Here is an 18,934-nt window from a genome sequence, read left to right as displayed (position 1 = left end):
CGGTATGTGGATTTTTTGGTTGATATTATTCGTTATTATTGTTTTATTAATCAAAGTTATGGGCGTTCCATCAAAAAACTCAGAGAGCGCAATGGAATTGCTAAAAAAACGTTATGCGAATGGTGAGATTAATAAAGAAGAATTTGAAGAAATTAAAAAAACTTTGCAGTCTTAGGGTTTATTTGCAACTTAATCCTCAAGAAAAAGACTTCGATGACATTGACCGCCTTATTAAAAGCATGGGTAATTCATCGCCATACTGTTAGTAAGCAATCCATTAAATGAATAATTTAACTTGCAAAATATCATCACCAGGCCTGGTGAAACCGCTTATTTGATAGTGTTTTGCTAATGAAACAAATAAAAATATTCAATGAAACCGGGCTATAGTTCGGTTTGTGTTTCTATATAATAGAGCTTGCGGGATGGGGTGATGAGACCCTCGAGCCGATAAGTAAAACCTTGGGGCCAGACGCATTTAATGGTGAGCATCTCGCTTAATTGCCCGAGAAGCCTAAATTTCTTGCGAAGGCCGCCACCTGAACCCTCGGGTTCAGGGACCGTCGCTCCATTCCGTTCTTATTTCAGCCTCTGTGTGCTTGTTAGCATACCGAGGCTTTTTTGTTTAAGCTGATATTTTTGCGACGATCGCCTACAATCCCGGGTAGTGAACTCAGCAGATTGACAGGATAAATTTAATGACACAGCCGCTCTTAATTGAGACTTCTCAAAACCTTAACCAAGTCCGTCGTGACTTACGTGCAAGACGTAAAACATTGAGTATTTCTCAACAACGTCAGCACGCACAAGCCGCGACCCAAGCTTTATTGCGCAGTGCTTGGTTGCAACGTCCAAAACGTATCGCGGTATTTTTAGCGCAAGACGGCGAGCTGGGCACGAAAGATTTAATTCAAGCTTTGTGGCAACGGCATCATCAGGTTTATTTGCCGGTCATACAACCTAAAACCGGACATTTAAAATTTGCGGTTTATCGTGCCGACTCACGTTTGGTGCCGAATCGTTTTGATATCAATGAACCGTTGATTCAACGCGCCACTGATTTGTTGAAAGCACCACAGCTGGATTTAATAGTTCTGCCCTTGGTGGGTTTTGATAAAGAAGGTCGACGTTTAGGTATGGGCGGCGGTTTTTATGATAAAACCCTGGCCTTTAAGCTAAAACAGCCACACCGCAAACCGCGTTTGATTGGTTGGGCGCATGCGTGTCAAGAAGCAGTTGGTTTGATCTCACAGCCTTGGGATGTGCCGTTGGATGCATTGGTGACTGAAAAACGGATGCATAGGTTTTAATTGGCTCGATTTATCACAAGTCATTGTTTTTCTGAGCCTAGTTTGTTACAGAAACTACTCGGTTTGCAGAACCTATTCGGTTTCTTTTCGGAAAATCAGGTCTACCGAGCTTTTGCTATCGCTGCTGTCGCTTTTTAGGAGCCAGTCAGGCGTGAGTTGGTAGAAAATTTGTACCGCATTGTTTTGTTGTCCCGATAAGTCACGTGCGTAACGTACATACAAATCATCGGTTAAGGCTCGGCCTAACAATAAACTGCTCACTTGTTGATCTTGCACATCAAAATAAATATCTTCAATGCCTAAGGTTTGCGTGAGCTGGTTTAATAGCGGCGTATTGTTTTGAATTCCCAATTTATATAACGCTGACAAAACTTGCGATTCGTAGTTGGGTTCGGTGTCTAAATCACCCGCGCGACCAAACACCAGTAGGTTAATAATACGCGCTTGGGAAAGACTGGGCGTGGAGTAAAAAACAAAGCCCGGCTGGCTGGTGCTGCCGGTAATGTTTAAGCGAGCGGTGGTTTGATCAACCGTGCGGAATAGATTGACGTTTAATGCTGGATTAGCCATTACTCCGGTAAAATTAAAACTAGAACGATCAATTTCGATTCGGTTACGTCGGTCTAAATAGATATAACCTTCGCGTAATAAAACTTCGCCGAATGCGCGCAGATTTTGATCCTCTTCGGTTTGAACTAAACGCAATTCACCACCGAGATCGGCCTGAGCATCCAATAGGTTAATTTTAACTTCGTCGCCAAACCCAACTCGTAAATCTAGGTCTAATGTCAGATTTGATTCATCTTGTCCAATCGGTTGGTTTTGCTGATTGATGATGATCTCATCGCCATGTGGGCGTGCTTGCTGGTGCAAAGGCATGGAGTCCAAATTGACATAACTGTCATGCAGTTTCACGCCACCACTCAAATAAGCCAAGCCGTTGGTTAAGTCAAAAGCCAGTTCAGCTTGTGTATTCAAATGGGCAAAATTGGTTTTAAGCAGTTCAATCGAATCACTTTTGAGTTCAACTGCCAAATGCGGTCGGTTTTGTAAATCGGTTAAGTTCAGGCTTAACTCGGCTTGGCGACTTTCAGGCTGTTGCCAGCGCCCATGGGCTTTAATAGAGTCTTCAGCAACCTGAGCCTGTAAATGGATAGATTGTTCGGTTAACCCCAAGATGGGTAAATCAAAATCCAGCGCCATGCGTGCACGCGTATCATGTTGTGGATTATTCAGTTCACCAAATAGCGCGGTTTCTAAGTTAAGTTGGGTTTGCTTTAGAGTGATCCGTTCGGCTAAACGCTCGCCGATTTGCCATTCATTTAGCTGCAAACGTAAATGACCATCTAGTTCGGCTTGTGACCAGGCCTGGTGCTTGCGCAAGTTGACTTGTGCACTTAAACCACCGCTCTCATTCAAACCCGCAAAGCTGCTTAACTCGGCTTGCTGATTGGCGAGCTTAAAGTCAGTTTGCCAATCAGTCACACTAAGCGGCCACTCAAAACCTTGTTGCATTAATTGCAGATCCAGTTGTGGCACCTTAAGCGTTTGGCTTAAACGCAGATTATTTTGCCAATCGGCCTGACCTTGACCATTTAGGCGACCTTGCATTTGCAAGTCCTCCGGCAACCAAGGCTGGATCCAATCAATAATCGGCAAAGCATTAAACTGCCAGTTAGCTTGAGTGGCGTTTATTTCAAAACAAAGTTGAGCCAGTGAGTCTTGGTCGGAACGCAAACAGGTTTGGGCTAACTTTACTTGATTTGGTGCTTGCCAGTTGAGGTCGATGGGTTGATTTAAACGCCAGTTGCCAGTGATGGGGTTATTGATTTCTAACCAGTTTAGGCGCAAGGTTTGCGCCTGCCAGTTCGGGTTAGTTTCAAGCCACTGGGTTTCCAAACTTACTTGCGGATGTTGCCACAACAAATTCGTGGTTAAGCCCGCTTCAGATGACTGACGCGTTAGCTTGAATTGCTCAAATAGGGTGAGGGTTGGATTTTCAGCTGTGTTTTGAGCCAACTGTGATAGTTGCAAGTCCAGCTCAGCCCATTCGGGGCGGTTTAGGGGAATACGAGCCTTAAGTTGAGCTTGCTCTAATGAAAACGATTCGAACCCCAAAGGTTTAAAATCGGCTTTCAAATCCACCCAACCTTGGCTGAAAGATAGGGTTTCGCTTTGCATGTCGCGTTGACCTTTGGCTTGCAAGCTTAAGTTGGCTTGACCACTTAATTGTTTTGCTAGTTGCTGAAGTTGGTTGAGTTGGGCATTAAGCGTTAAATCAAACGCTTCTGCCCAGTGCCCCTGTATCTGCAGCTGGTTGTCGCCTAACACTGCCTGTGCTTGTCGGATTTGAATGTCTGATAAGTCTGGATTGGTTTCAATTTGAGCCTGAATACGGCCGATGTAAGCGCCATAATCCAAAGCAAGTTGCTCAATAGTCAGTGCATAATCTGTGTCGTTAATCCGTTGTGTGCCAACTTGACCCTTTAAGGTTAATCGCTCAGGTAAACCGGTTAAATTGAACGAGTTAAGCGTTAATTGGCTGGCACGTTCGCTCACATCCTCTAATTGATAACGCAAACTTGTATTGAGTTGATAATCCAGGTTGGGGCGCAACCAGTCGAGCCGAAAATCTTCAGCGTTCAGTGTGATATCCAAACCGTCGAGCGATAAAAGACTTTGGCCATTGAGTTCAAGTCTGCCCATTTGGTCGGATTGTGCCATCAGATCAAACTTTAAGGGTTGGTTGTCGGCGTATTCGACTTGCCAATCTATTTGCTTGGCAGCTAAATCATTCAATCTCAAACTCAGGTTGCCTTGACTTTGTAGTTGTTTGGTTTCAAGTTGATAACTAAATAAGCTATGTCCGTTTAATTGATGTAATCGCCATTCGGGGTTTAATAACGCTTCTAATTCTGTCCAGTCTGAACTCAGTGTTAGCTGAGTTGTATCGCGCTGAATACGATGTTGTGATTCAAGCTGATAAGGATGGGTGATCGACAAATCCAGCTCCAAATCGTTCAGTTCACCTTGCCATTTTGCTTGCCAAGCCAAGCTGGGGTTGGCAGGGTTAAGTTGATCTAAACCTGCCAACCCTTGTAATGTCAGATTCATCTCCCCAGAAAACTCGCGTGCGGTTTTGAAGTGAATCAATGCGTCGCCATTTAGTTGGTAGGGCGCGTAATCTAAACTTAGTTGATTTAACTGCAGTTTACGATCCCGCCATTGCAAGCCGACCGAAAGGTTGGGTAAGGCTTGGCTGGCTTGTTGATTCATTTGCAGAGATAACTGATCTAAGCTTAAATCATCTACTGTTAAAGCCAGTCCTAGCTGATCAACCAACGCAAATGGTTCAGTATTTGGTTCAACTGATTCTGGTGATTCATTAGAATTTATTCGCAGTTGTGCTTGTTGGATTGCTAGTTGGTTAAAGTGTAATTCCGATTGAATCAATGCCGAAAGTTGCCATTGCCATTGCAACTGTTCGACTTGTAGTTTCATTTGTGGGGTTTGAATGCGCAGCTTGTTAAGTTGCAAGCCATTTATGAGTCGGCCTTGACTGGATTCAACTTTGAGCTGGCCATGCGTTAGCCGATCCAAGTAAGGCCAAAGTTGGTTGGGCGCTTGGGGCGATAACAGCAACCAGCTCAAAATAGCCGCAGCGCTTAACACACTTAACCCCAGCAAGCTCAATAAACTAATTAAGCTGTACTTTAGTAAAGCTAGGCTTAGTGATGTTAGTCGATTCATCATAAATCTAACCCTATTGAAAAGTGCAGACGCCAATCTTGCTGATCTTCGGAGATTGGCCAGGCGATGTCAAATTTGGCGGTGCCGACTGGAGTAAAGCCACGTAAGCCAACCCCTGCACCAACCTTGAACTCATTGAGTTGATCGTCAAAAACTTGACCGGCATCACTGAACGCGCCCACACCTAGATATTTAGAGAAGCGGTAATCGGTTTCAAGGCTGCCTAGTATCATATTTTTGGCGCCCACCAAACCGGTGTCGGTTTCAACACCAATGCTTTCAAACCCATAGCCGCGTAGGTTTTCCCCACCCAGTAAATAGCGATAAGTGGCTGGTAAGCTGTCTGAGTCTTGGGCGGCACTCATTACACTTTTCGCTCGTGCGTGAAATCGCCAAAAATCAATCGGCGATACCACACCGCGAGCGCCCAGTTCGAGTTGTAAAAAATCCGTGTCGGACAAAATTTGTTGGGTTGCGCCTCGAAGCCCGCTGTCTAGTCGATAGCCTGCAGAAGGGTAAGCCTCATTGTTGACCCAGCGTTTTTGAAAATTGACTCCAGCTAATAGAGTTTGTTGAGTTTCATCGGCTTGGTCTTGGTAACGATAGGTTTCCGTTTCTAACGAAATAAATGAATTGAGTCGCCAAAAACGGTCGATTTGGTAAATATATTCAGGTGTAAAAGCGGTGCGAGAACGTTTCAAGTTGCTCGATTGAGTAGCCTCCCAACCCAACCCAATGTTCCAGCTTTGCTTACTTGGGCGTTGACCGGGGAGGCGATAATTAATATCAAAAGATTGCGCGCGTTCGCCAATCACACTTTCGATTTGATAATTATGGCCTTGTTGGTTGACGAGACGATTTTCAAACCCAAACAATAAGCGTGCACCTGTATCGCTGCCATATCCACCGCCTAGGTTATAGCGATGGCGCAAATTGTCTTCCAGTTCAACTTGAATCGGAATCGCGCCATCTTCTTCATCGCCAAATTGGGGTGCAATTCTGACTAGGCCGAAATATCCGCTGTCAATTAAACTTGTCTGCAGATCGGTTAGTGCATCACGCTGGTAACTGTCACCCGGTTGAAACTCAACAAATTTGGCTAGAAAGTCATCGTCTAACGCTTGGTTGCCAATAAATCGTACTTCGCCAAACTGGTAGGAAGATGCGGTATGAAGATGAATTTGAATATCTACCGCCTGATCATGCGGATAAACCCGAAACACACGCTGTTCAAAATCCGCGTCCATATAACCTTGATCTAAGGCGAGATTTGTAAGGTCGCGTAATGTGGCGCTGTAATCTTGGTGCTTGAAGATTTGGCCAGTTTTTAAACGCAGGTCAAATTGACGATATTGCGGCCAAACAGCCAAGTCTTTGCCAGGCCCTTTAATTTGAAGGTCAAGCTGACGAATTTTTACTGGTGCGCCTAACTTAATTTTAAACTGGGCGCGGGTCAGGCTGTCTGAGCGCGTCAGATCGCTTTGGATGCTGGCATCATAATAGCCTTGGGTTTTGAGTGTGTTCAGTAGTTCAGCTTCAGCCCGCTCAAACAAAAAGTTGGTTTGGGCAGGGAAGGCATCGTTTTCAAGGTGTGCAATTGACAGATTGCTACGTAATACTTTGATCAATTCGGTTTGATTGGCGGCATTGTGTTGGATCTGCACCTCAACGCGGGGCTGAGCTAAAACCGTGTTTGCAAAAAAACTGATACTGAATAAGCCAACAAACAGCCAAGTTGGGTGCGTGCGGGGATAAAAGTGCAGAGGAAGGCGAAAAAGCCACATGTTAATTCGTCGTAGACTCTTCAACCAAGCTTTGCATTAAGCCTTCAAGTTGTTTTTCCATGTGGTCGGTATATTGCAGGGTATCGCGTTTCATTTGCACATAGTCGTAACACAGGTTGAGGGCGACCATGAGAATCTTATTTTCGCCTTTAAGATGGGTGACTTGATCCAGCTTATCTTCCAATAAAGTAGCCGCTTCAACCAGCGCTTCACGTTCGCTATCCTCACAGGGGACTTCAAAGTGATGGTTCATCAATGTGAGGTGTAGCATTTTATGGGCTCCTATTAAGCGTCCTAGTGTCTTAAAAACGCGGGCTGGTTTGACGCGCACAGATAGGCTTTTGCTAAAAGCCTATGATATGATTGCGCCTTAATTATTGTAGCAAAAGACCGTTTTAGATGAACACAAAGTTAAGTTTTAACGAATATGCCGATGCGTTTGCGCCTTATTCACAATTAGAATCGGCTTCATTTGTACAAGGCATGTTGGTCGGGCAGTTGAGTAGCACGCCCAGTATTACTGAAGCTCAATGGATTAAACGCCTAGTTGATGAAAGTGGTTTGGGCGCGATTAAAGAGTCTTTTTTGGTCGCCTTGCATCAACTTTATATGGACACTTTGGCGGGGCTAAATAGTGCGGAGTGCGATTTTGAAATCTTGATGCCGGCTGATGATGAGCCTTTGGCTCAGCGCGCACGCCATTTGGCGGAGTGGTGCGAAGGTTTTTTATATGGCATGGGCTTGGGAAGTTTGGGCGAGCTGTCGCGAGAAGTCTCCGAGTTGTTAAATGATTTTGGTGAAATTTCATTATTAGAAGTGCCCGACGAGCCGGATGACAAAGCCGATGATAATTTAACCGAACTAGTTGAGTTCGTCCGCATGGGGGCGGTTATGGTGTATGACGAACTTAATCCTTTACCACAGCAACCGATTCCGATCCCGGAGTCAGATAAAAAACCTACTTTGCATTAATTTGTCTGAAGCCGCCAACTCGATTATTCACGGAAACCGATTATGAACTTTGCCCAACGTCGTCAAGATTTGCTCGAAAAACTGCCCGCCGGTAGTGTGGCGTTAATTCATTCCGGTGAAGAACAAATTCGCAACCGGGACGTCGAATATCCATTTCGAGCCGACAGCGATTTTATCTATCTTACCGGCTTTACCGAGCCAGATTCAGTATTGGTATTAATCCGCGCTGAAGTGTTAGCCGACACGGACTATGCAAAACCCAACCACCAGGCCTGGCTGTTTTGCCGTCCGAAAGATCCAGAGCAAGAAACTTGGCAAGGCAAACGCTTAGGTGTCGAAGCGGCCCCAACCCACTTAGAGCTAGACCAGGCCTGGTCGATTGATGATTTGGACGATATTGCGCCCCAATTCTTAACCCATGCCGATCAAGTTTATTTTAGTTTTGGTCAATTAGCTGATTGGAGTGGCCGGATGGCGGATTGGCTGTCTGAGCTTAAAACCCAAGTGCGTAAAGGCGTGCCCCTGCCCACCAGTTTGAATGATTTAGATAGCATATTGCATGAGCAACGCCTGTTTAAATCAGCGCAAGAAATTGAAGCTATGCGTGAAGCGGCGCAAATTTCGATTGCGGGTCATCTGGCTGGAATGCAAGCCACCAGGCCTGGTGCTTATGAATATCAAATCCAGAGTGCAATTGAACACGCATTCCGTTTAGGCGGTTCACCGCGTGTGGCGTTTAATACCATTGCGGCGGCCGGCGAAAATGCCTGTATTTTGCATTACACCGAAAACCAAACCCAGTTGCAAGATGGCGATTTGATCTTGCTGGATGCGGGCGCTGAATGGCAAGGCTACGCGGGCGATATTAGTCATACCTATCCGGTCAATGGGCGTTTTAGTGACGCACAAAAACAACTCTATAATCTGGTGCTAGAAGCCCAGAAAGCCGCCATTAAAGCCGTGCAACCTGGGCGGCTTTATCATTTAATGCACCAGGCGAGTGCCGAGGTAATTACGGTCGGTTTGATTGAGTTAGGTATCTTGCAGGGCGAGTTAGATGACTTGCTCGAAAAAGAGGCTTTTAAACGCTTCTTTATGCACGGCACGGGCCATTGGTTAGGTTTAGATGTGCATGATGTTGGGCGTTACAAAATCAAAGGTGAATGGCGTTGTTTTGAACCTGGCATGGTGGTGACGGTTGAACCTGGGCTTTATATTCCAAAAGGTTTAGAGGATGTGGATGTCCGCTGGCAGGGCATCGGCATTCGAATTGAAGATGATGTGCTGGTGACGGAAACAGGTCACGAAATATTAACCCAAGGCGCGCTGAAATTGCCGCGCACGGTCGAGGAGATAGAGCAGTGGATGCAAACCAACCGGATTTGAATACATTATCTGAACCTCAATATGACTGTGACTTGGTGATCGCGGGCGGCGGCCCAGTTGGACTTACCTTAGCGTTAGGCCTGGCGCAACGTGGTGCGCAGGTTGAGTTGATTGAGGCGATTGCACCCGAATCGGATCAACCTAATTCGTTTGACGGCCGCGTACTGGCCTTATCTGAAGGTTCGCGTCTGATATTGCAAGACTTAGATGTTTGGACTGATTTAAAACCTTATGTGACTGAAATTCACCATGTCCATGTATCGCAACAAGGTTATTTGGGTTTAACCCTGATGCACTCAGATGAGCTCGATGTGTCGGCGTTAGGCTACAGTATTCGCGCCAGTGATTTGGGACGTGTTTTGTGGCAAAAAGTACAAGCCAATACGGCGATCCGTTTGCATTGTCCGGCCAAGCTTTTAAGCTTTAAAGAGCAGGCCAACAGCGTATTGGTGACTCTACAGCAGGGCGAGCAAACTTTAGAACGTTCTACTCGTTTAGTGGTGGGCGCAGATGGAACTGATTCACAAGTTCGCCAAACAATGGGTTTAAAGCTGCAACAAAAACACTATGGTGCCTGGGCAATTTTAGCGCAAGTGGATACCGAAAAACCCCATCAAAACTGGGCGTTTGAGCGTTTTACCAATGAAGGGCCAGTCGCCTTGTTACCTCTCAATAGTGCGACTCACAAGCTAGTGTATGTGGCGTCGGACGAGCATTACCAAGCCCTGCTTGATTTGTCAGATGCCGACTTTCTGCAAGCTTTTAGTCAAAAAATGGGCGAGCGTTTTGGTGCCTATCAAAACCTGAGTCCTAGAGTAGCTTACCCGCTGAAAGAAACCTATGTGAAAGGTGTGGTCAAAGGTCATGCGGTTCTGATGGGCAACGCCTCACACACTCAGCACCCGGTGGCGGCGCAAGGTTTAAATTTGGGGTTACGAGATGTGGACGACTTCTTAAAAGGCTTGCAACCAGGCCTGGTGAATCTAACCGATTCGGCGTTTTTGGCGCATTATGAGCAACAACGTCAACAAGATCATCAAAAAGTGATGGGGTTAACCGATAGCCTCATTCGTATTTTTGAACATCCATCACCGCTGGTCGGTCATGCGCGTGGATTGGCGATGATGACCTTGCAAGCCTTACCCAAACTTAAACGCCGCCTCGCCCGATTTTCGATGCAAGGCGCAAAACAAGGAGCTGAAAGATGACTTCTTCACAAGATCCGTTAAAGTTTGAAGTCGTGATTGTTGGCGGCGGCATGGTCGGTGCGGCCACGGCATTGGGCTTGGCACAAGGTGGGGTCAAGGTCGCGTTACTTGAACGTGCTGAGCCTGATTTGAGCTGGTCAGATCAGGCGCCTTATCAGCCACGCGTGAGTGCTTTAACACGTGCTTCGGAAAATATTTTACGTAATTTAAATGCATGGTCGGGTATCGAACAACGCCGAGCGCATGCTTTTGTGTCGATGCGGATATGGGAAGAGGCCAGTGATGCCGAAATCAACTTTGATGCTGCCTCACTAAACGAACCTAATTTAGGTTATGTGGTGGAAAACCAAGTGATTCAGGCCGCCCTGTGGGAACAATTGAAACCGGCAGGGGTTCAGGTTTTTTGTGGTAAGCGCTTGCAAAGTTTACGGTTTGATCACCACCAGGCCTGGTTGTCGGTGGAAGACTTAGGCGAAATTCAAGCGACTTTGCTGGTTGGGGCGGATGGCGCTTTTTCTCAAGTTCGCACCTTGGCGGGGATAGGCCTGGATCAACATGATTATGCGCAATGTGCGGTGGTGGGTTGCGTGCGCACGCACGCGCCACATCAAGATACGTGTTGGCAGCGTTACCAAGCAGGTGGTCCTTTTGCTTACTTAGCAATGGATGAAAATGTCAGCTCGATTGCTTGGTATTTACCAGTTGAAAAAATGCAGTGGGCGTTGGATTTATCTGAAGAGGATTATCGCGCCGAGTTATTTAAAGCGTCGGATGGACGCTTGGGCGAGGTCACCCAAACTTGGGAGCGGGCTGCGTTTCCGCTAACGCGTCGTCATGCTCAACACTACGTTAAACCCAATTTAGCGTTGGTTGGCGATGCCGCGCATACGATTCATCCGCAAGCCGGTCAAGGCGTAAACTTAGGTTTGTTGGATGCAGCTACCTTGGTCGATGTGCTGTTACAAGCCAAGCAGGCAGGTGAATATTTGGGTGATCAGGCCGTGTTGCGTCGTTATGAACGCTGGCGTAAAGGTGATAATCTTATTGTTCAGCGTGCGATGGAAGGTTTTGATTGGTTATTTAAATCCGACCATGCGGTCAAGGATCAACTGCGTCAACGCTTATTACGTTTGACAAATATCGCTAAACCACTAAAAAACTGGCTCATTCAACAAGCCTTGTACGGACGAGATCCGTTACCGGCGCTGGCCAAAAAATCATCACACTAGATCGAACGATGGGTGAATATCGGCAAGCTCCAAACTGGGTGAAAATGCGGTTGTGTAAAGCATACAACCAGGCCTGGTGTTGGCTGAAAACGAACTTTACTTTGACATTTTAGTCATTAAAGCCTATATTCTCACGATCAATTTATTTTATGAAAAACCTATCTAATAGTAAGGGTAAACGCAATGGCCGATAGACGTCTCCAAGTGTTTCATACCGTAGCCAAAGTCATGAGTTTCACCAAAGCGGCAGAAACCTTGCACATGACCCAGCCGGCGGTCACTTTTCAGGTTAAACAACTCGAAGATTTCTTTAATACACGCTTATTTGATCGCACGCACAATAAAATCACGCTGACAGATGCTGGGCGTGTCGTGTATGAGTTTTCCGACAATATCCTAGAGCTGTATGAAAAAATGAACTCGCAGGTACGCGATCTAACCGGTGAGGTGTCGGGCAGTTTAGTGATTGGTGCAAGTACGACCATTGCCGAGTACATGTTGCCTTGCTTATTAGGTGCGTTTAAAAAGCAGTTTAAAGACGTTAATATTCGCCTACAAGTTGGTAACACCGATGCGATTGTATCGATGGTTGAAAACAACATGATCGATCTAGGCTTGGTAGAAGCGCCGGTTAACAACAAAAACCTGGAAGTAGAAGTCTGCCGCATCGACGAAATGCAAGTAATTTGCCCCATCGATCATCCATTAGCCAAACGCAGTGAAGTGACGATTGAGGATGTGCGTAAATACCCGTTTATTAACCGTGAAGAAGGCTCGGGTTCACGTTCGGTGATTGATACCTATGTGCGCGAACAAGGCCTAAGCATGAGCGATTTTAATATTGTGATGGAATTGGGTGCGCCTGAAGCCGTTAAAATGGCGGTGGAAGCGGATGTTGGTTTAGCGATTGTGTCACGTACGACTTTGATGAAAGAGTTGAAGTTGGGTACGTTAAAAGCTTTGCCGTTGAACCCGCCATTACGCCGACCTTTTTCACATGTGCGCCAGAAGCACAAATTCCGTCACCGTGCTGTAGGTGAGTTATTGGATTTTGCGGTGGCTTACTGTAAAGAAAAAGCCGTTGAACAAGGCTTTGACGTGCCCGACAAATCCGAACAACAACGTTATAGCACCCATTACGATTAAGCCAGCGGCTATATCGCCTAGTCATCCTAGCGTTTGAACGGGGGCAATGTTTCTGTTCAAATGCGCATTCCTCTGTATATCTTACATTGTTATTAATTGATTTAGATCAAGAAAATAGTCATTAATTTGGTTGTTTTTTTAGGTTTTATTCTTATTCGAAGTTTTCACAGTGTCTGTTTGTTAGCTTGATTAAGCTTTAGAGTTTTAACGAATTTTCTAAGGTTAATCAATAATATACAAGGAGCGGTACTATGTTGAATACAAAAATAACTAAGTGGGTGTTAGGTCTAGCAGGCCTGGTGTTATCGTTTAGCCTTTGGGCGGCACCAGTTAATGTGAATCAAGCCGATGCACAAAAAATTGCCAGTTCACTGAATGGTGTCGGCATGGTCAAAGCCCAAGCGATTGTTGAATACCGTGAACAACACGGTGATTTTAAAAGTCTAGATGATCTTGGAAAAGTAAAAGGTATTGGTCCTAAAACGCTAGAAAATAATGCCGATGATATAAAACTGGAAGGAAATTTACCTTAGTAATTAGGTAAGAAACATAAAAAACCGCCCAAGTGGCGGTTTTTTATGAGCTGAACCTTAGAATTATTTAAGGCTTGCGTGAAATGATCTCGCCTTTGCTGTTTAACTTCAAATCCCAACGATTATGAACCCATAAATACTGGGTTGGGTTGTTTTTAATAGCCTCTTCATAAATGGCGTGTAAACGAAGGGTGTCTTGTTCAACACTGTCGGATGGGAAATTTTCCAGTGCTGGTAAAAACGTTACAATATAGCGATTATCCGTTGTACGTTCGGTTAAGCAAGGTACCACCGCACAATCCGTTAGTTTGGCAAGTTTGGATGTGGCCGGATTGCTACGTGTCATATGTCCAAAAAACGGTACCTTTACATGTCCTCGTGATCGATAACGCTGATCCGGTAGAATCGTCATGCTTTCACCATTGCGCAATACCTTGAGCATGCCGCGCGTGTTGTGGTTTGCAATTGGATGTACCGAACGACCATCGGCAAGCGGGATCGATCGGCCTTTGGCGATTAAATAGTCCATTAGTGGATTGTCATGCGGGCGATAAATCGCGTTAAAGTGGGTTAAGAAAGACACAAATAAGCCAGTCATTTCAAGCGTGGTGAAGTGGGGCGCCAAAATCAATACACCTTTACCGCGTGCCTGAGCTTGCTCAAAGTTCTCCAAACCTTCGTAACTCACTAAGCTACGTTCAAATCCGTTATTTGGGTGTTTGCGATAATCGCCCCACCAAACAATCGCGGTTTCCATCAAACTGATGCCTAAAGACGCGAAATGCTCTTTTAGTAAGTTTTCAAGTTCGTTATTAGATAAGTCTGGAAATGCTTGTAGAATATTCTGCCGAGCCAATTTACGACGGCTGGCAGCGAGCCAATACATGCCTCGTCCTAAACTGCGACCAAACCTAAATTTGGTTTGGTAGGGCAGTAAACTCAGCAGTCGTAATAAGCCGACACCTAGCCAAATCCCCCAATATCGAGGGCATAAAAACTGTTTTTTAAATTGAATTGACTGGGTCTGAGACATGCGTTGTTTCCTCAAGTGCGCCTTGTTGATACAAACCGGCATAAAGTCCGTTAAGTGCCAAAAGTTGTTGATGATTGCCAAGCTCTTTGAGTTCGCCGTGCTCCATCACCACAATTTGATCCGCATTTTCGATCGTACTTAAACGGTGAGCAATAATAATCACAGTGCGATCACGGCGCAATTTATCCATCGCCACTTGAATCATCGCTTCGCTTTGATTATCCAAAGCCGAGGTGGCTTCATCTAGAATTAAAATCGGCGCATTCTTCAAAAACGCACGTGCAATCGCTAAACGTTGGCGTTGACCGCCGGATAATAGGGCACCATTGTCGCCAATTAAGGTATCTAAACCTTGTGGTAGTTTTTCAATAAACTCCCAGGCATGGGCATCTTTCGCCGCTTGCATAATTGCTTGTTCATCGTATTCGGTATGACCGTAAGCAATATTGGCGCGCACAGAATCATTAAACAACACCACATTTTGGCTAACAAACGCTATTTGTTGGCGCAGATAGTTCAAGTCAAACTCATTTAAAGGCGTGTCATCTAATAAAATGTCGCCATCGCTTGGCAGATAAAAACGTGCAATCAAATTCACTAATGTGGTTTTACCACTGCCAGATTGGCCGACTAAAGCCGTGGTTTTGTAGGGCGGAAAATCTAAACTGAAGTTTTTTAAAGCCAAACTATTGCTGTTTAGATATTGAAAGTTAACATTTTTAAATTCAATTTTGCCTTGAATAGCCGGGCGTAACTGGCCTGGATTCGCTTCTTCCGGTTGATCCAATAAATCAAAAATACTTTCTGAAGCGGCCATGCCTTTTTGAATTACAAGGTTGACGTTGGTTAAACGACGAATCGGTTCAAAGGTTAATGCCATGGCCGTAATGTAAGATAAAAGTTCGCCTGGGGTAAACGCATCCTGTGCGGATAATTGCATCGCAATATAAATGACGCCAGATAAAGCTAAGGCCGCTAATACTTGTACCAAGGGAACATTTAACGCCGCAACTTTGGTGACGCGCAGCGTGTGTTTAAACAACTCGTTGGCCGTATGGTGAAAGCGGTCTTGTTCGTAATGTTCGGCGCCATACATTTTAATGTCGCGGTGACCAACTAAGCCTTCTTCTAGTTGGTGGGTGAGTTGGCCCATATTACTCTGCATGTGTTTACTCGACTGGCGCATCAACTTACTGGCTTTATTAATAATCCAGGCGACGACGGGCCCGACCAATAGCATCAGTAAGGTTAATTCCCAAGAAATATAAAGCATGTAGCCAAATAGCGCCAATACAATCAAAGAGTCACGAATAATCACAATCCAGGCCTCGGATAAAGCGTTACTGGTTTGCGCGACATCGTAGGTGATTTTCGACATTAAAGTACCGGTCGAATATTGCTGAAAAATAGGCAAAGGCAAAAACTGCATTTTACGGTGCATATCGGCGCGAATTTGTAGAATCGCTTTTTGTGCAATCCACTGGCTTGCAACTTTACTAAAGTATTCAGCCACCCCTTTCACAATAAACACACCAGCAAGCATGAGGGGTAAGATTAAAAAACTGTCCGGATCTTTTTCAATCAAGCTTCGATCTACCAGATCTTTTAAAATGGCGGCGGTCGCAGGTTCCATCGCGGCAATCACCATTAGCATAAAAATAGTGAGCGCAATCATGCCCTTATAAAGCTTGATGTATCCTAATAATCGACGGTAGAGAGTAAGTGTGTTTTTATCAAACATAAAAATGGGAAGTGTTACCTTGTTGGTTTAAGTTGAGTTTATTCGCGTTTGAGGATTTTGTTAACCACAATATTCGCCCAGCCCGCGCTTTTAAATTGCGCATTTAACTTAGGTTTATCATAAACGGTTTCTAACCAAGTTAAAAAATCTATCTCGGGGTGGTCTTTTTGATAAGCAAAAAAACTATCAAAGAAAAAATCAAGCTTACCCGTGTCAGCCCAGCGAAAGTGGCCATATTTCATGCTCAGTTGTTTCACAGCGACATCAAGTGGTTCTTTTTCTATAAAGTGTTTATAAAACACACTCATTAACCCGGCGCGATCAGCACCGGATTTGCAATGGATTAAAATCGGATACTCAGCTGTTTCCAGGATTTTTTTGGCTTTTAAAACTTTCTCAACATCAGGCAAGCTTCGAGATGACATCGGGTGATTGATAAGCTGAATCCCAAATTTATCACAGGCTTCTTTTTCTAATAAATATTGGCCACTTTTATCAGCGCGGCGAAGGCTAATAATGGTTTTTAAACCATGTTTTTTTTGTAGTTTGGCAATAAACGCGGCAGAAGGGTGGTTGCTGCGAAATGCACGGGCAGATAAAGCATAAAAGTTGCGATACATTAAGCGTAAAATTTCATGGTCGACAAACCATGCGTCAAGATTTGCTTTTAGTCTTCCCCAGCGTGTATTTAACCTAGTCATTCGAAAATTCGATCTCACAAAATGACGCTATTTTACCTTTTTTGAAGGTTAAGTTAGAGGAAATGTTAGAATGCATGGTTTGGTTAAATAGCTTGATAAATTCGTGGGAAGATTCAATGTCTAAATTTCTTACGTCACATTGGTGGGCGACTTTTTTTATTTTATTTTTTCCTCTTGCTGTCATGTATGGCTATGTCGACTTTATCCGAGAGTCAGAAATTAATGCAAGAGTTGGGTGGCTACTTTTAATTGGCGGCCTTGCTTATTTATTTAGGCATAGTTTGTTACAAAAGTTTTTCCTAGCGATATTAATTGCCTTTGTCATTTCTGGTGCCTTGGATATTTTATATGCAGTCACATTTAGCGGTATTTTTAGAAGTGCCTCTTTAGAGGCCTTAATTTATACCGACTCCTCAGAGAGTTTAGAGTTCCTGATTGCCTATATAAGCTTAGAGAATAGCTTGTTATTTTTGGCTTATATTATTCTTTCTTATATCTCTTTAAGGCAGGTGGTTTTTCAAACAGCGACAAATAAAGTTCAGAAATCTTTAATTGTAATAGGCGTCTTAATGTTAGTTTTCGCCGTTCAGCAGATAAATGATCGTGGCCGCTATTTTGATGTTGTTCCAGGCTTTGCAGGCGTAGCGCTAGACTTTTCAAATGGACGCGATTCTTTAGAGGAAGTGACGCTACTAAGACAAAAGCTCTATGAAGACAACCCCTTTATTTCTGAAAAGAAATCGGATAAGCCACAAACCTATGTTGTTGTGATAGGCGAGTCGCTAAATAGGAATCACATGTCCTTGTACGGTTATCCGAGAGATACGACTCCCAATTTGGTTAGGTTGGCACCACAAAGTCATGTTTTTAAAGATGTGATTTCAGCATTTGCACAAACACGGCCATCATTGAGTGTTAGTTTGACTCAGGTGTCCAGTAATAAGCTCGATCAAACGCATTCGGCAATTAGCTTAATGGAGGTGTTTAAACGAGCGGGGTTTGAAACTTGGTGGATATCAAATCAGCAACCTTTACGCTATCCAACATCTGCTATTGCTTCGCTATCGGACCATGTGCACTTTATTAGCCACGACTTTTATGGTGTGGAACATTATAGGTACGATGGTTATATGACACCTTATTATGAGAAAGCACTGGCATCAGAAGCCAAACACAAGGTCATATTCGTGCACATGATGGGAAGTCATCTTCGGTATGAAAGTCGTTACCCGGCTCCTGAGCATGAGGTTTTTAATAATGCGAATGGTATTCGTGCCTATAGTGAGAGTCTATCAAGTGGACAGGTCCGTGACATAAACTATTATGATAATTCTGTACACTATACAGATAGTTTATTAGGAGACTGGATTGATAGACTCGCACAGACTGATGGTATTGCAGGATTGCTGTTTTTTGCTGATCATGGTGAGGAGATTTTTGATGTCAGAGACTTCAAAGGACATGGTCCAGATGCTGTGACCCATAATATGGTCGAAATCCCTTTAGTTTTTTGGCGTAATCAGGCCTATCAATCTGAGTTTTCAGAAGTTGATCGTCATCTTCAACAAATGAGGTCGACCCCGTTTATGTTGGATGAGCTTTTTCACTTAACTATTTGTTTAACGCAAGTAAAAACAGAGCTATATGACCCTAAACGTTCCTTGTGCAGTTTAGATTATCAACCTAAAGCACGCGTGCTTTATGGACAAAATTATGAGGACCTGATTCGATGAAATCGCCACATACGGGTTTAAAACGCATTTTTTACGCGGGTCTTTATTCTTGGAAAGGTTTTGTCGCCACCTGGAAGGGGGAGGCGGCGTTTCGTCAGGAAGTAGTGTTATTTGTACTAGTGTTACCGTTGGCTTTTTGGTTGGGTGATGAGCTGGTAGAGCGAATCTTGCTTATTGGTGTCTTATTGATCGTGCTTATTGTTGAATTGCTTAACTCCAGCTTGGAGACAGTAGTTGACCGGATTAGTGAAGATTATCACCCATTGTCTGGTCGAGCAAAAGATCAAGCATCCGCGGCCGTATTTGTTAGTTTTGCGCTGGCTTTATTAGTTTGGGGTGGGTTTATAGTAACTAAGCTCTCAAACTATTGGGCGGGCTAATGGATTGGGTGGCTGTGATACAATTGGC

The 18,934-nt window shown here is 44.5% G+C and carries 16 protein-coding genes; 10 read left to right on the top strand and 6 right to left on the bottom strand.

Annotation, left to right across the window (positions count from 1 at the left end):
- Positions 1 to 4 precede the first annotated feature (4 nt).
- The gene (locus VIM91_RS10760; protein ID WP_331864814.1) at positions 5 to 175 is read left to right on the top strand and encodes an SHOCT domain-containing protein; all 171 of its coding nucleotides are present in this window, start codon (positions 5 to 7) and stop codon (positions 173 to 175) included.
- Positions 176 to 698: 523 nt separating this feature from the next.
- Entirely contained in the window at positions 699 to 1,310 is a 612-nt protein-coding gene (locus tag VIM91_RS10755; RefSeq protein WP_331864813.1) for a 5-formyltetrahydrofolate cyclo-ligase, read from the top strand.
- Positions 1,311 to 1,382: 72 nt separating this feature from the next.
- Here VIM91_RS10755 and VIM91_RS10750 read toward each other — a convergent pair whose 3' ends face one another.
- Genes VIM91_RS10750 through VIM91_RS10740 form a run of 3 tightly spaced genes read right to left on the bottom strand, consistent with a single transcriptional unit; the run spans position 1,383 to position 7,115 of the window.
- A complete protein-coding gene (locus tag VIM91_RS10750; RefSeq protein WP_331864812.1) occupies positions 1,383 to 5,063 on the bottom strand; it encodes a translocation/assembly module TamB domain-containing protein in 3,681 nt (1,226 codons plus the stop codon).
- Positions 5,060 to 6,844, bottom strand: coding sequence for an autotransporter assembly complex protein TamA (locus tag VIM91_RS10745; protein WP_331864811.1), 1,785 nt, complete (start codon positions 6,842 to 6,844; stop codon positions 5,060 to 5,062). The genes VIM91_RS10750 and VIM91_RS10745 overlap by 4 nt, the downstream gene beginning before the upstream one ends.
- A gap of 1 nt (position 6,845) precedes the next feature.
- Positions 6,846 to 7,115 (bottom strand): cell division protein ZapA, encoded by a 270-nt coding sequence (locus VIM91_RS10740; RefSeq protein WP_331864810.1) that lies wholly within the window; start codon positions 7,113 to 7,115, stop codon positions 6,846 to 6,848.
- Positions 7,116 to 7,243: 128 nt separating this feature from the next.
- Here VIM91_RS10740 and VIM91_RS10735 point away from each other — a divergent pair, with 128 nt between their 5' ends.
- The 6 genes from VIM91_RS10735 (at position 7,244) to VIM91_RS10710 (ending at position 13,318) form a co-directional block, all read left to right on the top strand.
- Positions 7,244 to 7,816 carry a YecA family protein gene (locus VIM91_RS10735; RefSeq protein WP_331864809.1) on the top strand — a complete coding sequence of 191 codons (573 nt, stop codon included), beginning with the start codon at positions 7,244 to 7,246 and terminating at the stop codon, positions 7,814 to 7,816.
- A 42-nt stretch (positions 7,817 to 7,858) separates the two neighbouring features.
- Positions 7,859 to 9,202, top strand: a complete 1,344-nt coding sequence (gene pepP / locus VIM91_RS10730) for a Xaa-Pro aminopeptidase (protein WP_331864808.1) — start codon at positions 7,859 to 7,861, stop codon at positions 9,200 to 9,202.
- Positions 9,178 to 10,410, top strand: coding sequence for an FAD-dependent monooxygenase (locus VIM91_RS10725; RefSeq protein ID WP_331864807.1), 1,233 nt, complete (start codon positions 9,178 to 9,180; stop codon positions 10,408 to 10,410). Before pepP ends, VIM91_RS10725 begins: the two co-directional genes overlap by 25 nt.
- Positions 10,407 to 11,639 (top strand): FAD-dependent oxidoreductase, encoded by a 1,233-nt coding sequence (locus tag VIM91_RS10720; RefSeq protein WP_331864806.1) that lies wholly within the window; start codon positions 10,407 to 10,409, stop codon positions 11,637 to 11,639. Before VIM91_RS10725 ends, VIM91_RS10720 begins: the two co-directional genes overlap by 4 nt.
- A gap of 183 nt (positions 11,640 to 11,822) precedes the next feature.
- Positions 11,823 to 12,785 carry a LysR family transcriptional regulator gene (locus VIM91_RS10715; protein ID WP_331864805.1) on the top strand — a complete coding sequence of 321 codons (963 nt, stop codon included), beginning with the start codon at positions 11,823 to 11,825 and terminating at the stop codon, positions 12,783 to 12,785.
- Between the two features lie 251 nt (positions 12,786 to 13,036).
- Entirely contained in the window at positions 13,037 to 13,318 is a 282-nt protein-coding gene (locus VIM91_RS10710; RefSeq protein WP_331864804.1) for a ComEA family DNA-binding protein, read from the top strand.
- Between the two features lie 67 nt (positions 13,319 to 13,385).
- Here the strand turns inward: VIM91_RS10710 and VIM91_RS10705 are convergent, their stop codons facing one another.
- The 3 genes from VIM91_RS10705 to VIM91_RS10695 are packed head-to-tail and all read right to left on the bottom strand — an operon-like array spanning position 13,386 to position 16,793.
- Positions 13,386 to 14,351 carry a lipid A biosynthesis acyltransferase gene (locus VIM91_RS10705; protein ID WP_331864803.1) on the bottom strand — a complete coding sequence of 322 codons (966 nt, stop codon included), beginning with the start codon at positions 14,349 to 14,351 and terminating at the stop codon, positions 13,386 to 13,388.
- Positions 14,323 to 16,092 (bottom strand): lipid A export permease/ATP-binding protein MsbA, encoded by a 1,770-nt coding sequence (gene msbA, locus VIM91_RS10700; protein WP_331864802.1) that lies wholly within the window; start codon positions 16,090 to 16,092, stop codon positions 14,323 to 14,325. Before msbA ends, VIM91_RS10705 begins: the two co-directional genes overlap by 29 nt.
- Before the next feature lie 38 nt (positions 16,093 to 16,130).
- A complete protein-coding gene (locus VIM91_RS10695; protein ID WP_331864801.1) occupies positions 16,131 to 16,793 on the bottom strand; it encodes a fused DSP-PTPase phosphatase/NAD kinase-like protein in 663 nt (220 codons plus the stop codon).
- 116 nt (positions 16,794 to 16,909) lie between these two features.
- Between VIM91_RS10695 and VIM91_RS10690 the strand changes: the two genes are divergently transcribed.
- Positions 16,910 to 18,526 (top strand): phosphoethanolamine transferase, encoded by a 1,617-nt coding sequence (locus VIM91_RS10690; RefSeq protein WP_331864800.1) that lies wholly within the window; start codon positions 16,910 to 16,912, stop codon positions 18,524 to 18,526.
- Positions 18,523 to 18,906, top strand: coding sequence for a diacylglycerol kinase (locus VIM91_RS10685; RefSeq protein WP_331864799.1), 384 nt, complete (start codon positions 18,523 to 18,525; stop codon positions 18,904 to 18,906). The genes VIM91_RS10690 and VIM91_RS10685 overlap by 4 nt, the downstream gene beginning before the upstream one ends.
- The last annotated feature ends 28 nt before the right edge of the window (positions 18,907 to 18,934 follow it).

This window comes from Thiomicrospira sp. (assembly GCF_036568485.1).
Classification (GTDB): domain Bacteria; phylum Pseudomonadota; class Gammaproteobacteria; order Thiomicrospirales; family Thiomicrospiraceae; genus Thiomicrospira.
The sequence above is the reverse complement of the archived record's forward strand: the minus strand, read 5'-3'. Positions and strand labels throughout refer to the sequence as shown.